At 63.0% G+C, this 17,509-nt stretch carries 13 protein-coding genes and 1 tRNA gene; 4 read left to right on the forward strand and 10 right to left on the reverse strand.

Annotation, left to right across the window (positions count from 1 at the left end; all coding sequences use genetic code 11):
- Nucleotides 1–106: 106 nt before the first annotated feature.
- Nucleotides 107–3,595 (reverse strand): transcription-repair coupling factor, encoded by a 3,489-nt coding sequence (mfd, locus tag MQW79_RS03560; RefSeq protein ID WP_476586878.1) that lies wholly within the window; start codon nucleotides 3,593–3,595, stop codon nucleotides 107–109.
- Nucleotides 3,592–3,870 (reverse strand): FAD assembly factor SdhE, encoded by a 279-nt coding sequence (locus MQW79_RS03565; protein WP_476586879.1) that lies wholly within the window; start codon nucleotides 3,868–3,870, stop codon nucleotides 3,592–3,594. Before MQW79_RS03565 ends, mfd begins: the two co-directional genes overlap by 4 nt.
- A 64-nt stretch (nucleotides 3,871–3,934) precedes the next feature.
- Between MQW79_RS03565 and recG the strand changes: the two genes are divergently transcribed.
- Entirely contained in the window at nucleotides 3,935–6,079 is a 2,145-nt protein-coding gene (gene recG, locus MQW79_RS03570) for an ATP-dependent DNA helicase RecG (protein ID WP_476586881.1), read from the forward strand.
- A gap of 38 nt (nucleotides 6,080–6,117) precedes the next feature.
- On the opposite strand, the gene glmS is transcribed toward recG, so the two are convergent.
- Both glmS and glmU read right to left on the reverse strand, forming a co-directional pair.
- Nucleotides 6,118–7,944 carry a glutamine--fructose-6-phosphate transaminase (isomerizing) gene (gene glmS, locus MQW79_RS03575; RefSeq protein WP_476586882.1) on the reverse strand — a complete coding sequence of 609 codons (1,827 nt, stop codon included), beginning with the start codon at nucleotides 7,942–7,944 and terminating at the stop codon, nucleotides 6,118–6,120.
- Nucleotide 7,945: 1 nt separating this feature from the next.
- The gene (gene glmU, locus MQW79_RS03580) at nucleotides 7,946–9,295 is read right to left on the reverse strand and encodes a bifunctional UDP-N-acetylglucosamine diphosphorylase/glucosamine-1-phosphate N-acetyltransferase GlmU (protein ID WP_476586883.1); all 1,350 of its coding nucleotides are present in this window, start codon (nucleotides 9,293–9,295) and stop codon (nucleotides 7,946–7,948) included.
- A 136-nt stretch (nucleotides 9,296–9,431) separates the two neighbouring features.
- Between glmU and MQW79_RS03585 the strand changes: the two genes are divergently transcribed.
- The 3 genes from MQW79_RS03585 to MQW79_RS03595 all read left to right on the forward strand — a co-directional run bounded on the left by MQW79_RS03585 (nucleotide 9,432) and on the right by MQW79_RS03595 (nucleotide 11,213).
- Entirely contained in the window at nucleotides 9,432–10,226 is a 795-nt protein-coding gene (locus tag MQW79_RS03585; protein WP_476586884.1) for a coiled-coil domain-containing protein, read from the forward strand.
- Nucleotides 10,227–10,283: 57 nt separating this feature from the next.
- Nucleotides 10,284–10,358, forward strand: a tRNA-Lys gene (locus tag MQW79_RS03590).
- A 327-nt stretch (nucleotides 10,359–10,685) separates the two neighbouring features.
- Nucleotides 10,686–11,213, forward strand: a complete 528-nt coding sequence (locus MQW79_RS03595) for a hypothetical protein (RefSeq protein ID WP_476586885.1) — start codon at nucleotides 10,686–10,688, stop codon at nucleotides 11,211–11,213.
- Nucleotides 11,214–11,370: 157 nt separating this feature from the next.
- Here the strand turns inward: MQW79_RS03595 and map are convergent, their stop codons facing one another.
- The 6 genes from map to MQW79_RS03625 form a co-directional block, all read right to left on the reverse strand.
- On the reverse strand, nucleotides 11,371–12,126 hold the full coding sequence (gene map / locus MQW79_RS03600) for a type I methionyl aminopeptidase (protein WP_476586886.1): 756 nt from the start codon (nucleotides 12,124–12,126) through the stop codon (nucleotides 11,371–11,373).
- Nucleotides 12,127–12,129: 3 nt separating this feature from the next.
- Nucleotides 12,130–13,770, reverse strand: coding sequence for a glucose-6-phosphate isomerase (pgi, locus tag MQW79_RS03605; RefSeq protein ID WP_476586887.1), 1,641 nt, complete (start codon nucleotides 13,768–13,770; stop codon nucleotides 12,130–12,132).
- 19 nt (nucleotides 13,771–13,789) lie between these two features.
- On the reverse strand, nucleotides 13,790–14,917 hold the full coding sequence (gene tgt, locus MQW79_RS03610) for a tRNA guanosine(34) transglycosylase Tgt (RefSeq protein ID WP_476586889.1): 1,128 nt from the start codon (nucleotides 14,915–14,917) through the stop codon (nucleotides 13,790–13,792).
- A 290-nt stretch (nucleotides 14,918–15,207) separates the two neighbouring features.
- Complete coding sequence (locus tag MQW79_RS03615; RefSeq protein WP_476586891.1) at nucleotides 15,208–15,840, reverse strand: exopolysaccharide biosynthesis protein; 633 nt, start codon at nucleotides 15,838–15,840, stop codon at nucleotides 15,208–15,210.
- Nucleotides 15,837–16,916, reverse strand: coding sequence for a tRNA preQ1(34) S-adenosylmethionine ribosyltransferase-isomerase QueA (gene queA, locus MQW79_RS03620; protein ID WP_476586892.1), 1,080 nt, complete (start codon nucleotides 16,914–16,916; stop codon nucleotides 15,837–15,839). The genes MQW79_RS03615 and queA overlap by 4 nt, the downstream gene beginning before the upstream one ends.
- A 91-nt stretch (nucleotides 16,917–17,007) precedes the next feature.
- Nucleotides 17,008–17,457 carry a DMT family transporter gene (locus MQW79_RS03625; protein WP_476586893.1) on the reverse strand — a complete coding sequence of 150 codons (450 nt, stop codon included), beginning with the start codon at nucleotides 17,455–17,457 and terminating at the stop codon, nucleotides 17,008–17,010.
- Nucleotides 17,458–17,509: the final 52 nt, after the last annotated feature.

Genomic DNA, 17,509 nt, shown 5'->3' on the forward strand with positions numbered 1-17,509 from the left:
CGCCGCCATGTAATTTGAACTGCCCTTCAAGGGCGCAATTCGGGCAATAACATGACCGACGGCGCTTGCCAAAACATTATGGTGCAGCGTGGTAACCAGGGCACGCTCAGGCCCCGGTTTCTGCCAGTTTCGCGAGCTTGGAGAGGATGGCCGCGGCCCCTTTCAGGCGCTGTTCTGCAGTCGGCCAATTGCGCGCGAACACGAGTTTCTGATCGGGTTTGATGCGCACCTGATTGGAAATGTCGCTCACCATGCGCACCAGTCCCGCAGGATTGGGGAACTCGTTGTTTCTCAGGGTGATAACCGCGCCCTTGGGTCCGGCATCGACCTTCTCGACATTGGCCTGGCGGCAAAGCGACTTGACCAGGATGACCTTGAGCAGCGCCTCGACTTCCTCGGGCAAGGGCCCGAAACGGTCGATCAGCTCGGCGCCCGCTGCGTCGATGTCCCTGAAATCGGTCAGATCGCCCAGCTTGCGATAGAGCTGCATGCGCAGCTGCAGGTCGGGCACATAGTGCTCGGGAATCATCACCGGCATGCCCAGCGATATCTGCGGGCTCCACTCGTTGCGGTCTTCGTATTCCTCTTCACCCGACTTGAGCGCAGCCACCGCCTCTTCCAGCATGGCCTGATAGAGTTCGTAGCCCACTTCGCGGATATGGCCCGACTGTTCGTCGCCCAACAGGTTGCCGGCGCCTCGGATATCGAGATCGTGGCTGGCCAGCTGGAACCCGGCACCCAGGCTTTCGAGCGATTGCAGCACGCCCAGGCGTCGTTCGGCCGTGTCGGTCAGCTTGCGGTCAGGGGGCACGGTGAACAGCGCATAGGCGCGCTGCTTGCTGCGGCCGATACGCCCGCGGATCTGGTAGAGCTGCGCCAGCCCGAACACGTCTGCCTTGTGCACGATCAGCGTATTGGCATTGGGAATGTCGAGGCCCGATTCCACGATTGTCGTGGCCAGCAGCACGTCAAACTTGTTGTCGTAAAAGGCATTCATGATGTCGTCGAGCTCGCCCGGCGGCATCTGGCCATTTGCGACCACAAAAGACACCTCCGGCACCTGTTGCCGCAGGAATTCGGCAATGTCCGGCTGGTCCTTGATCTTGGGCACGACATAGAAGCTCTGCCCGCCACGATATTTCTCGCGCAGCAGCGCCTCGCGGATCGACAGCGGGTCGAAGGGCGAGATGAAAGTGCGGATGGTTAGGCGATCCACCGGCGGCGTTGCCAAGAGGCTGAGATCGCGTACGCCGGTCAGCGCCAGCTGCAGCGTGCGCGGAATCGGCGTCGCGGTCAGCGTCAGCACATGTACATTGGCCTTGAGCTCCTTGAGGCGCTCCTTGTGGCCGACGCCGAAGTGCTGCTCTTCGTCGATGATCAGCAGACCGAGGTCCTTGAACTTGATCGACTTGCTGAGCAGCGCATGCGTGCCCACGACAATGTCCACCTGCCCGTCGGCCAGCCCTTCCTTGGTCGCCTTGAGCTCGGCGGCCGAAACCATGCGCGAGGCATGGCGCACCCGCACCGGCAGGCCCTGGAAACGTTCCGAGAACGTCTTGAAATGCTGCCGCGCCAGCAGCGTCGTCGGCACGACGACAGCCACCTGCTTGCCCGACAGGGCCACAGCAAAGGCCGCACGGAGTGCCACTTCAGTCTTGCCAAAGCCCACGTCGCCGCAGACCAGCCGGTCCATGACCTTGCCCGAAGTGATATCATCGAACACCGCCTCGATGGCGGTCAGCTGGTCCTCGGTTTCCTCATAGGGGAAGCGCGCCGCAAACTCGTCATAGGCGCCGGCATTGATGTCGACGATGTCGGCCTTCACCAGCAGCCGCTGCGCCGCGAGCTTGATGAGCTGCTCCGCCATTTCGCGGATACGCTTCTTGAGCTTGCCCTTCTTGGCCTGCCAGGCCACACCGCCCAGCTTGTCCAGGGTCACCGAAGCGTCGTCGGAACCGTAGCGCGTCAGCAGCTCGATATTTTCGACCGGCAGGTAGAGCTTGGTGTCGCCGGCATATTGCAGCTCCACACATTCATGCGGCGCGCCGCCCGCCTCGATCACCTTGAGCCCGACAAAGCGGCCGATACCGTGATCGACATGGACCACGAGGTCGCCGGCATTGAGGCTCGCCGCCTCGGTCAACGCATCCGACGCCTTTCTCTTGCGCTGCGGCCTAAGGATACGCTCGCCCAGGATGTCCTGCTCGCTGAGGACAAGCAGGTCCTTGGTCTCGAACCCGGTTTCCAGCGGCAGCACCACAAGCGAGGTCGTCGCAGCGCTTGTCGTCTCCGCATCCCGCCAGTTTTCCGCCATGCGCGGATTGGTCAGCCCGTGATCCTTCAGGACCTGCGCCATGCGGTCCCTTGTACCGGCACTCCAGCAGGCCACAATCGCACGTCGCCCATTGCACCGCTCGGCGAGCAGCCGATCCACCACCGCCTGGAACAGGTTGACATCCGAGGCGACACGCTCTGCGGCAAAGCTCGGAGCAATATGCCCGCCCGCATCGTCGCCCCACGCGGTATTGGGCGACAGGAACGGCGAGAACTGGATGACCGAAGCCCCCGCCAGCTGAACCGGTGCCACGTCCAAGTCATAAAGCAGCTCGGGCCTGATCGGCTTGTAGGGAGCCCCTGCCCCCGCCACCTTTGGCGCCAGCCGAGCCGCTTCGCGCGCGTCATAATAGTCGCGGATCTGCGTCGCGCGCTCGGCATAGGCCTCGCCGACCTGATCATCGAACACAAATGGTGCATCGCCGACATAGTCGGCCAGGCGGTCCATGTGGTCGTAAAAGAAGGGCAACCAGTGCTCGGTGCCCGAATAGCGCGAACCACCGCTGACCGTCGCATAGAGAGTGTCATCGACAGTATTGCCGCCAAAAGTCGCGGTGTAGTTTTGCCGGAAACGACGAATGGTCTCTTCGTTGAGCACCACTTCGCTCATCGGCGTCAGGTCGATCCGCTTGAGCGTCCCGGTCGTGCGTTGGCTGTCTGGATCGAAGGTGCGGATCGATTCGAGCTGGCTGCCGAAGAAGTCGAAACGTAGTGGGGCCTCGGCACTGGCCGGGAACAGGTCCACCAGCCCGCCGCGGACTGCAAACTCCCCGCTTTCGCGCACAGTCGGCACGCGCAGGTAACCATTGTTGGCCGCCCAGGCGACAAGCTTGTCGCTGTCGACCACGCGGCCGACAGCTGCCGAAAAACTCATCGTCTCGACGAGATCGCGCGGCGGCAATTTCTGGATCAGCGCATTGACGGCAGTCAGCACGACCGCGCCTTTTGCACCGGATGTCAGGGCCGCCAGCGCATTCATGCGCGCCGCAATCGTCACCGTATTGGGGGAGACGCGGTCATAGGGCAAACAGTCCCAGGCCGGCAGGGTGACGATCGTATGGCCGGGCAGCATCGCACCAAGCACTTCGGCCATGCGCTGCATGCGCCGACCGTCCCGCGCAACGAAGACCAGGCTCGCTCTGTCTTCGGGCGCATCCTTGAGCCGCTGTTCAACAAGACGCGCCAGCGTCATCGGCTGCATGCCATCAGGCACGTTCGAGATTGTGCGCAGCACCGGGACGGCGCCGGTCTGCTCATTCATTTTTCGATCCTGGCCTGGTGGTCGGCGATGACAAGCGCAAGGAAGTCGCGGTCGACATTGGCCGGCGGCTCCTCCTGCCCCATCACCCATTTGAGCAAGGGTGGGTCTTCCTCGTTCATCAGCGCTTCCAGCCGGTCGAGCGTCGCCGTATCGAACCCCTCTATATTTGCGTCGCAGAATGGCCCAAGCACCAGGTCCATCTCCTTGGTGCCCCGGTGCCACGCCCGATAGCGCAGCCGCTTGCGACGAATAGAAATGTCTTCACCGGCCGCCATTTGGACACCCATGATTGCAATTTGTTCTCGATTTGGACATGTCTATTACCCGCCTTGGTCGGCAATGTCACCACGTCATGCGACCCAACGAGAGACGCCCTTGTCCCGCCCCGAAAGCCTGCAACCGCTGTTCGCCTCGCTCCATGCCATCAAAGGCGTAGGAGACAAGCTGGCCGCACTGCTGACCCGCTTCTTCGGCGCACCTGATGGCCAGGAGGCCATCGTCCTCGATGTGCTCATGCACATGCCATCGGGCGTGGTCGACCGCCGTCGCCAGGTCGGCATATCGGAAGCCTATCTCAATCAGATCGTCACTCTGCGTCTGCATATCGACCGGCATCAGCCGCCGCCGCGCGGCAAGCCTCACATCCCGCATCGCGTTTTTGCCCATGACGAGACCGGCGACATCAACCTCGTCTTCTTCCGCGCCCAGGGCGGCTGGGTCGAGCGCGCCTTGCCCGTTGGCGAGGAACGGTACGTTTCGGGCAAGATCGACTTCTTCAACGGCGAAAAGCAGATCACCCATCCGGACTATGTCGTCGAGCCCGACAAGTTCGCCACCCTGCCGCTTGTCGAACCGGTCTATCCGCTCACCAATGGCCTTTCCTCGAAGGCGCTGACCAAGCTCGTCCGGCAGGCTGTGGATGCCGTGCCAGACCTTCCCGAGTGGGTTGCCCAGGAAACCATCGCCCAGCGCAAGTGGCCGACCTTCGCCGCCGCCATGCGGACCGTCCACCTGCCAGAAAACCCGGACGACGCCCAACTCTGGTCCCCTGCCCGCCAGCGCCTCGCCTATGACGAATATCTCGCCGGCCAGATCACGCTCCAGCTCGTCCGCTCCAGCATGGTTGCCGCGCGGGGTGTCGCGCGCGCCTTTACTGGCGAGATCACAGCGCGCCTCGCCGCCGCCTTGCCCTTTGCCCTTACCGACGGCCAGAAAAAGGCGCTCGAGGAAATCCGCGCCGACCTCGCCGCACCTGACCGCATGTCCAGGCTCCTCCAGGGAGATGTGGGCTCCGGCAAGACCGTCGTGGCCCTCATGGCCATGGCGGCCATGGCCGAAAGCGGTGCCCAGTCGACACTCATGGCACCCACCGAACTGCTGGCCTCCCAGCATTTTCGCACCATCCAGCCGCTCTGCGAAGGCGCTGGCCTTACCTGCGCCCTCCTCACCGGAAAGATGCCCGCTGCCGAGCGCCGCGCCATTCTCGCCGGACTTGCAGATGGCTCCATCGACATCGCCGTCGGCACACACGCCCTCTTCCAGTCCGACATCGTCTTCCACGATCTCGGCCTGACGGTCGTGGACGAACAGCACCGCTTCGGCGTCCACCAGCGCCTGGCTTTGTCCGACAAGGGGCGTCACACCGACCTCCTCGTCATGACCGCAACCCCGATCCCGCGCACTCTGGTCCTCACCCATTTCGGCGACATGGCCGTCAGCGTCCTCCGGGAAAAGCCGCGCGGCCGCCAGCCCATCGATACGGCTGTGCTGTCCATTGGCGACTACGCCCGCGTCACTGCCCGTCTGCAGTCACGCCTCGCCGAAGGGGCGCAGGCCTATTGGGTCTGTCCGCTGGTCGAGGAAAGCGAGACGCTCGAGGTCATGAGCGCCGAGGACCGCTTCGCCGAACTGGCAAAGGTGTTTGGTGACCAGGTCGCCCTGGTCCACGGGCGCATGTCTGCTGCCGCCAAGCAGGAGGTCATGGCCCGCTTCAAGGCCAATGAAATCAAGCTCCTGGTCGCGACAACCGTTATCGAAGTCGGCGTCGATGTGCCCAATGCTTCGATCATGATCATCGAACATGCCGAGCGTTTCGGCCTCGCCCAGCTCCACCAGTTGCGCGGACGGGTCGGTCGCGGCAGCCAGCGCTCGGCCTGCCTGCTGCTCTACAAGGACCCGCTATCGGAAACTGCCAGGGCCCGTCTCGACACGATAAAATCCACCGAGGACGGCTTTGAAATCGCCGAGCGCGACCTGGAGCTGCGCGGCCAGGGCGATGTCCTGGGCACCCGCCAATCCGGCATGCCCGGCTATCGGCTCGCCGTGCCGGACGTCCACCGCCACCTGCTCGAATTCGCCCATGACGACGCAAAAATGCTCATGCTGCGCAATCCGGGTCTGACCGGTCCCGACGGCGAAGCGGCCCGCACGCTGCTCTATCTGTTCCGGAAAGACCTCGCCATCCCGCTGATCCGGGCGGGGTGAGCCTAGCCAGCCCCAACCTGGATGTGGGTTCGCGCCGCCTACTCCACCGTCACTGATTTCGCCAGGTTACGCGGCTGGTCCACGTCCGTGCCCATGAACACGGCCGTATGGTAAGCCAGCAACTGCACCGGGATCGTGGCCAGGATCGGAGCCACGAACGGATGCACATGCGGGATCTTGATGATATCGGCCACACCATGGCCGACGCTCTCCGCGCCTTCCTCATCGGTGATGAGGATGATCTTTCCGCCGCGCGCCGCCACTTCCTGCATATTGCTCAGCGTCTTGTCGACCAGCTCGTCCGAGGGCGCCACGACGATCACCGGCATGGCTTCGTCCACCAGCGCGATGGGGCCGTGCTTCAGCTCACCTGCCGCATAACCTTCGGCGTGGATGTAGCTGATTTCCTTGAGCTTCAGCGCACCTTCCATGGCCACGGGGAACATTGCCCCACGCCCAAGATAAAGCACATCCTTGGCCTTGGAGAGGCGCTTGGAAATATCCACGATCTGCGCTTCCGCACCAAGGGCTGCTGACACGGCCGATGGCAGGGCCGTCAGCGCCTGAACAAGCTCCGTCTCCTGCTCTGCACTCAGCACGCCACGCGCCCTTCCCGCCGCAATGGCAAGGCTCGCCAGCGCGGTGAGCTGCGCCGTCAGTGCCTTGGTCGAGGCGACGCCGATTTCCGGACCGCAGAGGATCGGGAAGACCACGCCGCTTTCGCGCGCAATGGTCGATTCCAGGGTGTTGACGAGGCTGGCCACATGCTGGCCCTGACCGGCGCAATAGCGCAGAGCCGCCAGGGTGTCGGCCGTCTCGCCCGACTGCGAGATGAACAGCGACAGGCCACCGCGTTCCAGCGGCGGCTCGCGATAGCGGAACTCGCTGGCCACATCGATGTCGACAGGCAGCCGCGCATAGCGCTCGAACCAGTATTTGGCGATGGCGCCGGCATAATAGGCCGTGCCGCAGGCGCTCATGGTCAGACGCGAGAGGTCGGCAAAGTCGAAGGGCATAGTTTCGCGGATGGCGACCTTCTCAGCGCCCATGTCCACATAGTGGCTGAGCGTATGCGAGATGGTTTCCGGCTGTTCGTAGATTTCCTTGGCCATGAAATGGCGGTGGTTACCCTTGTCGACCAGCAGGGCCGAAGCCTGGCTCACCATCTGCTCGCGCTGCACGATGGCGTCCTTGCCATCGCGAATGGTCACGCCACGCGGCGTGATCACCGCCCAGTCGCCGTCTTCGAGATAGGTCAGGCGCGAGGTGAATGGGGCGAGCGCCATGGCGTCCGAGCCCAGATACATTTCGGTCGAACCGAAGCCTACGGCCAGCGGCGCACCGTGGCGCGCGGCTATGAGGAGGCCATCCTCACCCTTGAACATGAACGCCAGCGCAAAGGCGCCCTTGAGCTTCTTCAACGTTCTGGCGACGGCCAGTTCGGGCTCTGCGCCATTGTCGAGCTCGCGCGTCACCCACAGGGCGACGGATTCCGTATCCGTCTGCGTTTGCGGCAGGTAGCCGTCCTGCTTGAGGTCCGCCAGAAGCTCGCGGAAATTCTCGATAATGCCGTTGTGGACAATGGCAACGCGCTCGGTAGCGTGCGGATGGGCATTGGTTTCGGTCGGCGCACCGTGGGTAGCCCAGCGGGTGTGGCCAATGCCGATATGGCCGTCCAGCGGCTCCATGCCCAGCTTGCTGGCGAGGTTCCCAAGCTTGCCTTCGGCACGACGGCGAGCAATTGCGCCGCTTTCCAGCGTGGCCACGCCGGCACTGTCATAGCCGCGATACTCGAGGCGCTTCAGCGCATCCACCAGCCGCCCGGCAACGGGAGCATCACCGACAATCCCAACAATACCGCACATGCTACTTCCCTTTCGCAGCCTTCTTGGCCAGCGCCTTTTCACGCGCCTTTGGCGCATAACCGTCCTTGTTGACCTGCCGCGCCCGGCCAAAGGCCATGGCATCAGCGGGAACGTCTTCAGTGATGACGCTGCCTGAAGCCGTATAGGCCCCGTCGCCAATCGTCACCGGGGCCACCAGCGAAGCGTTGGACCCGATGAAGACATTGTCGCCAATGATCGTCTTGTCCTTGTTTACGCCATCATAATTGCAGGTGATCGTGCCCGCACCGATATTCGTCTTGCTACCGATTTCGGCGTCACCCAGATAGCTCAGATGCCCGGCTTTTGTCCCGGCTCCGATCTTGCTTTTCTTCACTTCGACAAAATTGCCCAGATGCACATCTGGTCCCAGTTCCGCGCCGCCGCGGATGCGCGCGAAAGGACCAATGCTAGCGCCTTCCCCGATGACAGCGTACTCGATGTCGCAAAAGGCCCGGATTTCAACATTGTCGGCGATTTTGACACCGGGACCGAACACCACATTGGGGAAAATGGTCACATCGCGACCAAGCTCGGTATCCCAGGAGAACCAGACACTCTGGGGGTCGCGAAGCGTGGCGCCATTCTCCATGGCTTCCTTGCGCTTGAAGGCCTGAAAGGTGGCCTCGGCTTCCGCGAGTTTCTCCCTGTTGTCGACGCCTACGAGTTCGCTCGCATCGGCCTCGATGAAATCGATGCGCTTGCCATCGCCGGCCGCCAGCTCCACGGCATCCGTCAGGTAGTATTCGCCCTTGGCATTCTTGTTGTCGATCCGGTCGATCACCGCGCGCAGCGTTTCTCCGCGAAATCCCAGAATGCCGGAATTGCAGAGACCAATCATCCGCTCTTCTTCGCTGGCATCCTTGTGCTCGCGAATAGCCGTCACGCGGCCGCCATCGGTCAGAAGCCGTCCATAGCCGGTCGGGTTGTCCGGGCGAAAACCGACGACCACCATGTCGGCCCCCTGATCCAGCTTCTCCACGATCTGCCCGATTGTGGCTGAAGTCACCAGGGGCGTGTCGGCATAGAGCACCAAGACATGGCCCGGCGCAGCGCCATAGGCGTCTCGGGCCTGCTGCACGGCATGGGCAGTCCCGAGCCTTTGTTCCTGGCGCGAAATCTGGGCTCCGGTTTCAAACCGGGCGACCGCTGCCTCTACCGCCTCATGGTTCGGGCCGACGACCACGGCCACTTTCGAACCAAATCGCTGCACAGTACGCAGAACATGGCTGACGACGGGCAATCCACCGACCGGGTGCAGAACCTTGGGTAAGGCGGACTTCATCCGCGTCCCCTCGCCTGCAGCCAGAATGATCGACAGCAACTCGGTCATGACGCACTCCCAGAGGCCGGCGACATCGCCCGGCATTTACACAATTTTATGGCAGCCAGGAGTTGGCGAACCAATAACAAAGGGACCACTCTAGCCCCGATATGCCCGGCGATTCGGGCGTTCCAGAGGTTTTACTTTGGCTAAAGCATCCGAACAATTCCGGCAATCGGACGTCACCGTCTGGGGCATCGTCGCTTTGGTCAGCGTTGCCCTGGCCGTGTTCGGGTCCAATATATCGCTTCTGGTGCCCCAGAGCGTCATTGGCGGCCTGCATCAGCCGCGTGTCGCCGGTGCCTCGATCGAAACACTGCGCCTCCAGGTTGCCGAGCTGCGCGAAGAAACCACGCGCCTCAAGCGCGAAAACGAACTGCTGGTCACCCGCTTTGGCATTCAGGAGCGCTCGAGCAATGAGGTGACTCGTCGCGTCGGCGCCCTTGAAGTCAGCGTCCCGCGCATTCTCGAAACCATGCCCGATGGCACTTCGGTGGATCGCTCGACATTCACTTCGTCCATTGGCGCCAACGAAACCCTGACCTTCAATGCCGATGGCGGATCGGTCGCCGTGCGCCAGTCCAGCCTGCCTCAGGCTGCCGCCCCGGCCGACACCCAGCAGCCTTTGCCCGCGATTGTTACGCCGCAGGTGGCCCTGGCCGCCCCCAACGACAACACTTATGGCATCGCGATCGGCGCCCCCGTGCCGTTCGAGCAGACCGGCGCGCTCTGGAGCGACCTCACGCTCAAGCTTGGCCCCCTGCTGTTCGGCCTGGCCCCGCTTGTGGTCGACGAAGCCAATGGCGATGACAAACGCATCGTGGTCGGCCCGATCACCGAACTGGCCGAGGCGCGCTCGCTTTGCCAGCGTTTCGAGCGGGTCGCCATCGCCTGCATTCCCATGCCTTATGCCGGGACGCCGCTGACAGTTGGGCAGTAGTGCCCGAATACGGTTGACTCGATGACAAGTCTGGCTATTTTCCGCGCCAACCTCTAGGCGCCGGTAGCTCAGTGGTAGAGCATTCGACTTTTAATCGAATGGTCGTGGGTTCGAACCCCACCCGGCGTACCACTTCTTCCTCGACATCGTCTTAGTCTGTCGTGACGTTGCCCAAATATCTGGGCACCTTGCCTCAAGGCTTTTGCACCGCACCCACGATGACCCAGACTTTCCTCGATCCCGATCCTTACGCTGAACTCGACTACCGCGCGGATGCGGGGGAATTATCCGAAGAGTTTCGCAAGCCGATCCGTATTGCGCGTCGCGGCCGGCCCGGTCAGCCGACAACGCAAACCCGCCTCACGGCGGCCCCACGTCGCAATCGCGTTTGAGAATCAGCGCCATGCCGTACTATCGGCAGAGCTGGGAGCGCTTCCGGCGCGCTGTTTGGGGAATTTGATGTCTCAGGATACCACCGACCTCCTGAAAGTCCTGGCCGTGACGCTGCTGGTCTTTGCCGGAAGCACGCTGGTCATGCTCTATTTGATCCTGCTGCTGGCCCAGTACGGCGCCAATCTGCCCATGGTCGGCTCGCTGCCCCTCAACGCCCCGCCTGAACTGGTGCCCCTTCTGGCCGGCAGCGGAGTATTCGGCACCCTGGCCGCGGTACATGTCACCGGTTCGGGTCTGGCGCTGCTGCTCACCAGCGCAACGATTGATCAGGCGCTGCTGATCGCCGCCAAGGCTGTTGCCGTCGTAATCGTCGCGCTGCTCGGTTTCTCCGGTGGCCACATGATCTACCTGCAGCTGACCGAAAATACCGCGCTCAATCTGAACCCGCTAATGCCGGCCTTGGTCGGGCTGGCGGGCTTCTTCGTCCTATCGACCTTTCTCAGCGTTCCAGCTCTCCGCCAGCTGGGTAACCTGCGCTTCGCCGTGGGCATTGGCCTCATCATCCTCGGGCCGCTGCTGCTGGTGTGGCTGTGAGATCAGAACCCGTCCACCCACGGTTCCGTCCTCGGGCTTGACCCGAGGACCAATCTCGTCGACCGCATGAGTTGATAGTGGCCCTCGGATCAAGTCCCAGGGCGGCACGGTGGAAGTGCTGGAACCGGGCAAACCATCAGAGATCTGGTAGCCATCCCTACCCTGCCAGCGTCACCACCACAGCGCCACGCGGCGTGGCCACCACCGTGTGCTCATATTGCACCGTTGGTGCCAGCGGCTCGGCGGTCAGCGTCCACTCGTCGTCTTCATACATCTGCTCGGCCATCTGCCCACCCATGGACAGGAAGGGCTCGATGGTGAAAACGAGGCCATTCTGAATGCGCCGCCGCTCCGAGCGATCGGGCCAGGTCGGTATCTCGCCCGGATCATCATGGAGGCTGTCGCCGACGCCATGGCTGGCGAGGTTCCGGATCAGTGTATAGCCGCCCTTCTTGGCCACCTTGCCGATGGCTGTGCCGATATCGGCAAGGGGCGCCCCTGCCTTGACCGCATTGATGCCGGCCCACATGGCTTTCTTGCCGTCGCGGCAGAGATTTTCCAGCCGCCTGTCGCCCTTGCCCAGGATGTAGGAGGCGCCGCAATCGGCAAACACGCCGTCCTTCATCGCCGACACGTCGATGTTGACGAGGTCCCCGTCCTTGAGCACCCGGTCGCCGGGAATGCCATGGGCGATTTCCTCGTTGACCGAAATGCAGGTCGCGCCGGGAAACTCATAGGTCAGCACCGGTGCCGAAAGCGCACCATGCTCGGCGAGGAAGCTCGCGCCGATCTCGTCCAGTTCCAGCGTCGTCATGCCAGGCCGCATCGCCGTGGCCATGGCCTCGCGGGCCATGGCGCAGATCCGCCCGATTGCCTTGAGTTTATCGAGCTGTTCGTCCGTCGTAATGATCAATAGTCAGCCCTTGTTGGCGAGATAGTAGCCGAGCAGACCCTGCGTCGACGCGTCGTGGCCCTCTCCGCTCTGTTCGCCCTTGACCTTGGGCAGCAGCGCCTTGGCCAGCTGCTTGCCCAGTTCCACGCCCCACTGGTCGTAGGAATTGACGTTCCAGATCACGCCCTGCACGAACACCTTGTGCTCATAGAGCGCAATAAGCGAGCCCAGCACTTCCGGCGTCAGCTGCTTGTAGAACAGCGTGTTGCTCGGGCGGTTGCCGGGGAACACCTTGTGCGGCGCCAGCGCCTTGATCTGATCCTTGTCGAGGCCCTGCGCCTTGAGCTCGGCTACGACCTCGTCCTTGGTCTTGCCCAGCATCAGTGCCTCTGACTGCGCCAGCACGTTGGCGACCAGCTTGTCATGGTGCGGCGGCAGGCTTTCATGTGGCCGGGCGGCGATCAGGAAGTCGGCCGGAATGACGTCGGTGCCCTGGTGGATCAACTGATAGAAGGCGTGCTGGCCATTAGTGCCCGGCTCGCCCCAGACGATCGGTCCGGTTGGCCATTCGACCTTCTTGCCTGAGAGCGTCACGGACTTTCCGTTCGATTCCATATCCTGCTGCTGCAGGTAGGCGGCAAAGCGGGAAAGGCGCTGGTCATATGGCAGCACGGCATGGGTCGAAAAACCCCAGGCATTGCGATACCAGACGCCGATCAGCGCCATGATGACAGGCAGGTTGCGCTCCAGCGGCGTTTCCAGGAAATGCCGGTCCATGGCATCGGCGCCAGCCAGGAACTTCGCAAAATTCTCGTAGCCGACGGCGAGCGCGATGGGCAGGCCGATGGCCGACCACACCGAATAGCGACCGCCGACCCAGTCCCAGAAGCCAAAAATGCGGTCTTCGCGAATACCGAATTTCGCGCAGGCCGGAATATTGGTCGACACGGCCGCAAAGTGGTTCGGCACGGCCTCTTCGCCCAGGGTGTCGGCAATCCAGTCCCGCGCCGAATTGGCATTGGTCATGGTTTCGTCGGTCGTAAAAGTCTTCGAGGCGACGATGAACAGCGTCTTCCTGGGGTCGAGGCGTTTCAACACATCGTGGATATGCGCACCGTCAACATTGGAGACATAGTGAGCCCGGAGGTCAGAGCGGGTATAGGGCTCCAGTGCCAGCGTCACCATGGCCGGACCGAGGTCCGAACCGCCAATGCCGATATTGACCACATCGGTGAACTGTTCGCCACCGTGGCCGCGAATGTCGCCCGAGCGCACGGCCTTCGTGTAGGCCTCGATGGCCGCCAGAACGGCGCGCACGTCAGGCATCACGTCCTTGCCATCCACCTCGACCGGCTTGTCGCCCTGATAGCGCAGCGCCATGTGCATCACGGCACGGTCTTCAGTGATGTTGATGTGCTCGCCCTCGCACATCTGGCTGCGGCGCTCCTCGACCCCCGAGGCCCGCGCCAGCTCGAACAGCGCCGCCATGGCGTCTTCGTCGATGCGGTTCTTGGAATAGTCGAGCAGGATATCCGCGCCGGTCGCCGAGAAGCGCTGGAAACGGTTGGGATCGAGCGCGAACATCTCGCGCATCGTGATGTCACCCAGACGCTTGCGCTGCTTCATCAGCGGATTGAGCACGTCGCCACGTTCGCCCTTGGCCATAGTCTTGTCCCCCTGGGAATTACAGAACCGGTAGGTCGCCGGCGGCCCATGCCGCCCGCGTCTCCGCCGCAAAGTCACTCATCCGCCCGGCCTCGATGGCCAACCGCGTTCCCGCAGTCAACTCCTGATAATAGGCCAGGTTGATCTGCGATAGCACCATGGCGCCCAAAATCTCTTCTGTGCGAACCAGATGGTGCAGATAGGCACGGCTCCAGCGGCGGCAATTGGGATTGGGCGATGCCTCGTCCAGCGGACGGTGGTCATCCTTATGCCGGGCATTCTTCAGGTTGATGACGCCAAAGCGCGTATAGGCATGCCCATGCCGGCCCGCGCGGGTCGGATGGACACAGTCGAACATGTCGACACCGCGCTCGATGCCGCCCAGAATATCGTCCGGCTTGCCCACGCCCATCAGGTAGCGCGGCTTGTCGGTCGGCAATTCCGGCGTGATGTCGGAGAGCACGCGGAACATCACCTGCTGCGGCTCACCCACGGCAAGGCCCCCGATGGAATAGCCATCAAAGCCGATGCTCTTGAGCCCCGCCGCCGAACGTCCGCGCAGCTCGGCATCATCGCCGCCCTGCACGATGCCGAATAGCGCGCGGTTCTGCTGGTTGTTGAACGCCGTCTTGGATCGATCCGCCCAGCGGATGGAGAGCTCCATGGCCCGTTCCATCTCCTTGCGCTCGGCCGGCAGGGCAATGCACTCGTCGAGCTGCATGATGATGTCGCTGTCGAGCAGCGTCTGGATTTCGATGCTCCGCTCCGGCGTCAGCTCATAGGCTGAGCCGTCGATATGCGATTTGAAGGTCACGCCCTTCTCGGTCAGTTTCCTGAGCTTGGCCAGCGACATCACCTGAAATCCGCCGCTGTCGGTCAGGATCGGGCGCTGCCAGTCCATGAAGTCATGCAGACCACCCAGCGACGCGACGCGCTCCGCGCCCGGACGCAGCATCAGGTGATAGGTATTGCCCAGAAGAATATCGGCGCCCGTCTCCCGAACCTGCTCGGGATACATGGCCTTGACGGTGCCGGCGGTCCCGACAGGCATGAAGGCGGGCGTGTTGATCTCGCCACGCGGCGTATCGATGCGGCCGCGACGGGCCATGCCGTCCGAGGCGAGGAGGGAGAAGGTGACCTGTTTCATGGTGCGGGTTCTATCGCGCCGCCCCTGCCCCCGCAACTGGGTCAGGCCGTGGTCACCGGCGCGAAATTGTTGTTGTCCTCGAGCACATGCTTGATGCGCTCCTGAACCTCTGAGCGCGCCCGCCACCGACAGCGCAGCCGAGCCCTGCCCGTCAATGCGAAAGTCTGTGAGATCGGACTGACCTTCAACGCCGACGGCACCTTGACGGTCGAGGAAAAGGAGGGCTGCATGCCCTACCACGGCGCCGCCTGCGGCTTCAGCGGCACGCTGGTCCACGACGCGGCCGGGATCTAACCAGCGCCGAGCATCCCAATTGCGGCCTGTCCCAGATGGAAGGCCCCGAAGACAATGGCGATGGCGACGCAGAGGCCTATGGCCGTCGCCATCAGCCCGACAATCACGCCGATGCCGTCCCGGTTCAGCATTGAAAAGGCGATGATGCAGAGGCCTACATTCGGAATGGCGTTGATGAAGGGCACCGGCAGCGCCATGACCAGGCTTACGCAGATGACGAGTATCGCATAGGGCGTGTTAGCCGCCGCGGAGGTGAGCCAACGCAAACGCGCTCGAGAGAACCGGGCCAGAATGCCGGCCACCTGTACAATCTTGTCGGTCGCCTTGATCATCAGGTCGAGCGGCAAACGCCGACGGCCAATGATACCAGGCAGCCGGATCGGCCGTCCCATCAGCATGGCGACTGCAATGGTGCAGGTCGTCAGCGCGATGGTGCCGCCATAGCCGGGCGGCCCCGGGATCATGTTGAACAGCGACACCACGAGCAGCAGCAGGCGGTGCGCCTTCTGGCCCAGCACATCCACCAGTCGCGACAGCGTCATGTGCGACTGGTCCAGCTCGGCTTCGCGGCGGAGGATGGACGCAATACGGGCCGTGTAGCGGGTGATTGGCGCCTGGCGCGCGGTCACACGTCATCCTCGGGATGCGGCGCCCGGTGCAGCAACGACGAGTCTCCATAGGAATAGAAGCGATATCCATAGGCGATGGCGTGCTCATAGGCGCGCTTCATCTGATCCAGCCCCGAAAAAGCGCTGACCAGCATGAACAGCGTCGATTTGGGCAGATGGAAATTCGTCATCAGCACGTCGACCGTCCGGAACCGGAAGCCGGGCGTGATGAAGATATCCGTGTCCCCTACAAACGGTTGCAGCTCGCCCGTCGCGCGTGATGCCGTTTCCAGCAGCCGCAGGCTCGTCGTTCCCACGGCGATCACCCTTCCCCCCGCCTTGCGGCGGGCATTGATGCGCTCCACAGTCGCCTGGTCGATCTCGCCCCATTCGGAGTGCATGACATGGTCTTCGGTATCGTCCGCCTTCATCGGCAGGAAGGTGCCGGCGCCCACATGCAGCGTCACCCGCTCCATGGTCACGCCCATGTCGGAAAGGTCCTGCAGCAGTTTTTCAGTGAAGTGCAGGCCTGCCGTCGGCGCCGCCACGGCGCCATCCTCGGCAGCATAAACGGTCTGGTAGTCGACCTTGTCGCGCTCCTCGACGGCCCGCTTGGCGCCGATATAGGGGGGCAGCGGCATAGCCCCATGCGACTTGATTGCCTCGTCGAGCTGAGCGCCGCCGAGCTCGAACTCCAGCGTCACTTCGCCCGTCTCGCCCTTGCCGGCCACGCGTGCGATCAGCGGTTCCGCGTCGCCATTGCCCAATTCCAGTCGGTCGAGCAGGTGGAGCTTCTTGGCCGGCCGGGCAAAGGCCCGCCATGTATGGCCGTCCACACGCTTATGCAGGTTGAACGACACATTGGCCCTGACATCGCCGCGCACCCGCGTGCCCTTCAATTCCGCCGGCAACACCCGCGTATCGTTGACGACAAGCACATCTCCTGGTCGCAGCAACGTCTTGAGGTCGGGAATATGCTGATCGGCCAGGGGTTCACCCGGTCGCACCACCAGCAGGCGCGCGCTGTCGCGCGGCTCCGCCGGGTGCAGGGCAATCAGGGTCTCGGGCAGGATGAAGTCGAATTCAGATACGCGCATGAGGGCTCGTTAGCATGGGTCTTCACGCTCGGAAACGGGGCATCGCGCAAAGCTGTTCCCCGGCCGGACCCAACCCGTCCCGTCCGGCCCGCTAGAGCACCCGGATCATCACCGCACCGATGACCAGCAAAGCGGCCCCGGCGATGCGCCCCATCGAGATTTCTCGTACGGCCATCCCCATGAACCCGATCTTGTCGAGGAACAGGCCACCGACGAGTTGTCCGGTCACCGAAAGCGCCATGACTGCAGCGGCGCCCATGACCGGGGTGAGGGTGATGTTGGAGAACACATAGAACGCGCCCAAAAGCCCACCGGCCACGAAGGTCCACGGCGCCGGCGCGCCGAAATTGATCGGCGTGCTGCTGAGATGGCTGAAAATAAAGGCCAGTGCCCAGAGCACTACGCCACCGGCCAGGAACGACACCGCCGCCGCCGCCACCGGCACTTCCAGTGCGCGGCCAAGGCTGGCATTGATCGGCGCCTGCGCCGCAATGCAGGCGCCCGCGATGACGCCCATCAGCGCCCAAAGAACTGTATCCATTTTCAAAATCAGCAACCTGAGACGAGAAGCGGACTCACTTTGGCAAGTCCGG

The organism is Devosia sp. Micro-HW1 (assembly GCF_056341075.1).

Bases quoted from the DNA above. Each gene is read 5' to 3' on its own strand.
- MQW79_RS03595 (WP_476586885.1), top strand. From the start codon at position 10,686: ATGTCTCAGGATACCACCGACCTCCTGAAAGTCCTGGCCGTGACGCTG.
- recG (WP_476586881.1), top strand. From the start codon at position 3,935: ATGTCACCACGTCATGCGACCCAACGAGAGACGCCCTTGTCCCGCCCC.
- MQW79_RS03565 (WP_476586879.1), bottom strand. From the start codon at position 3,870: ATGGCGGCCGGTGAAGACATTTCTATTCGTCGCAAGCGGCTGCGCTAT.
- pgi (WP_476586887.1), bottom strand. From the start codon at position 13,770: ATGGCCAAGGGCGAACGTGGCGACGTGCTCAATCCGCTGATGAAGCAG.
- MQW79_RS03625 (WP_476586893.1), bottom strand. From the start codon at position 17,457: ATGGATACAGTTCTTTGGGCGCTGATGGGCGTCATCGCGGGCGCCTGC.
- glmU (WP_476586883.1), bottom strand. From the start codon at position 9,295: ATGACCGAGTTGCTGTCGATCATTCTGGCTGCAGGCGAGGGGACGCGG.
- queA (WP_476586892.1), bottom strand. From the start codon at position 16,916: ATGCGCGTATCTGAATTCGACTTCATCCTGCCCGAGACCCTGATTGCC.
- mfd (WP_476586878.1), bottom strand. From the start codon at position 3,595: ATGAATGAGCAGACCGGCGCCGTCCCGGTGCTGCGCACAATCTCGAAC.
- glmS (WP_476586882.1), bottom strand. From the start codon at position 7,944: ATGTGCGGTATTGTTGGGATTGTCGGTGATGCTCCCGTTGCCGGGCGG.
- tgt (WP_476586889.1), bottom strand. From the start codon at position 14,917: ATGAAACAGGTCACCTTCTCCCTCCTCGCCTCGGACGGCATGGCCCGT.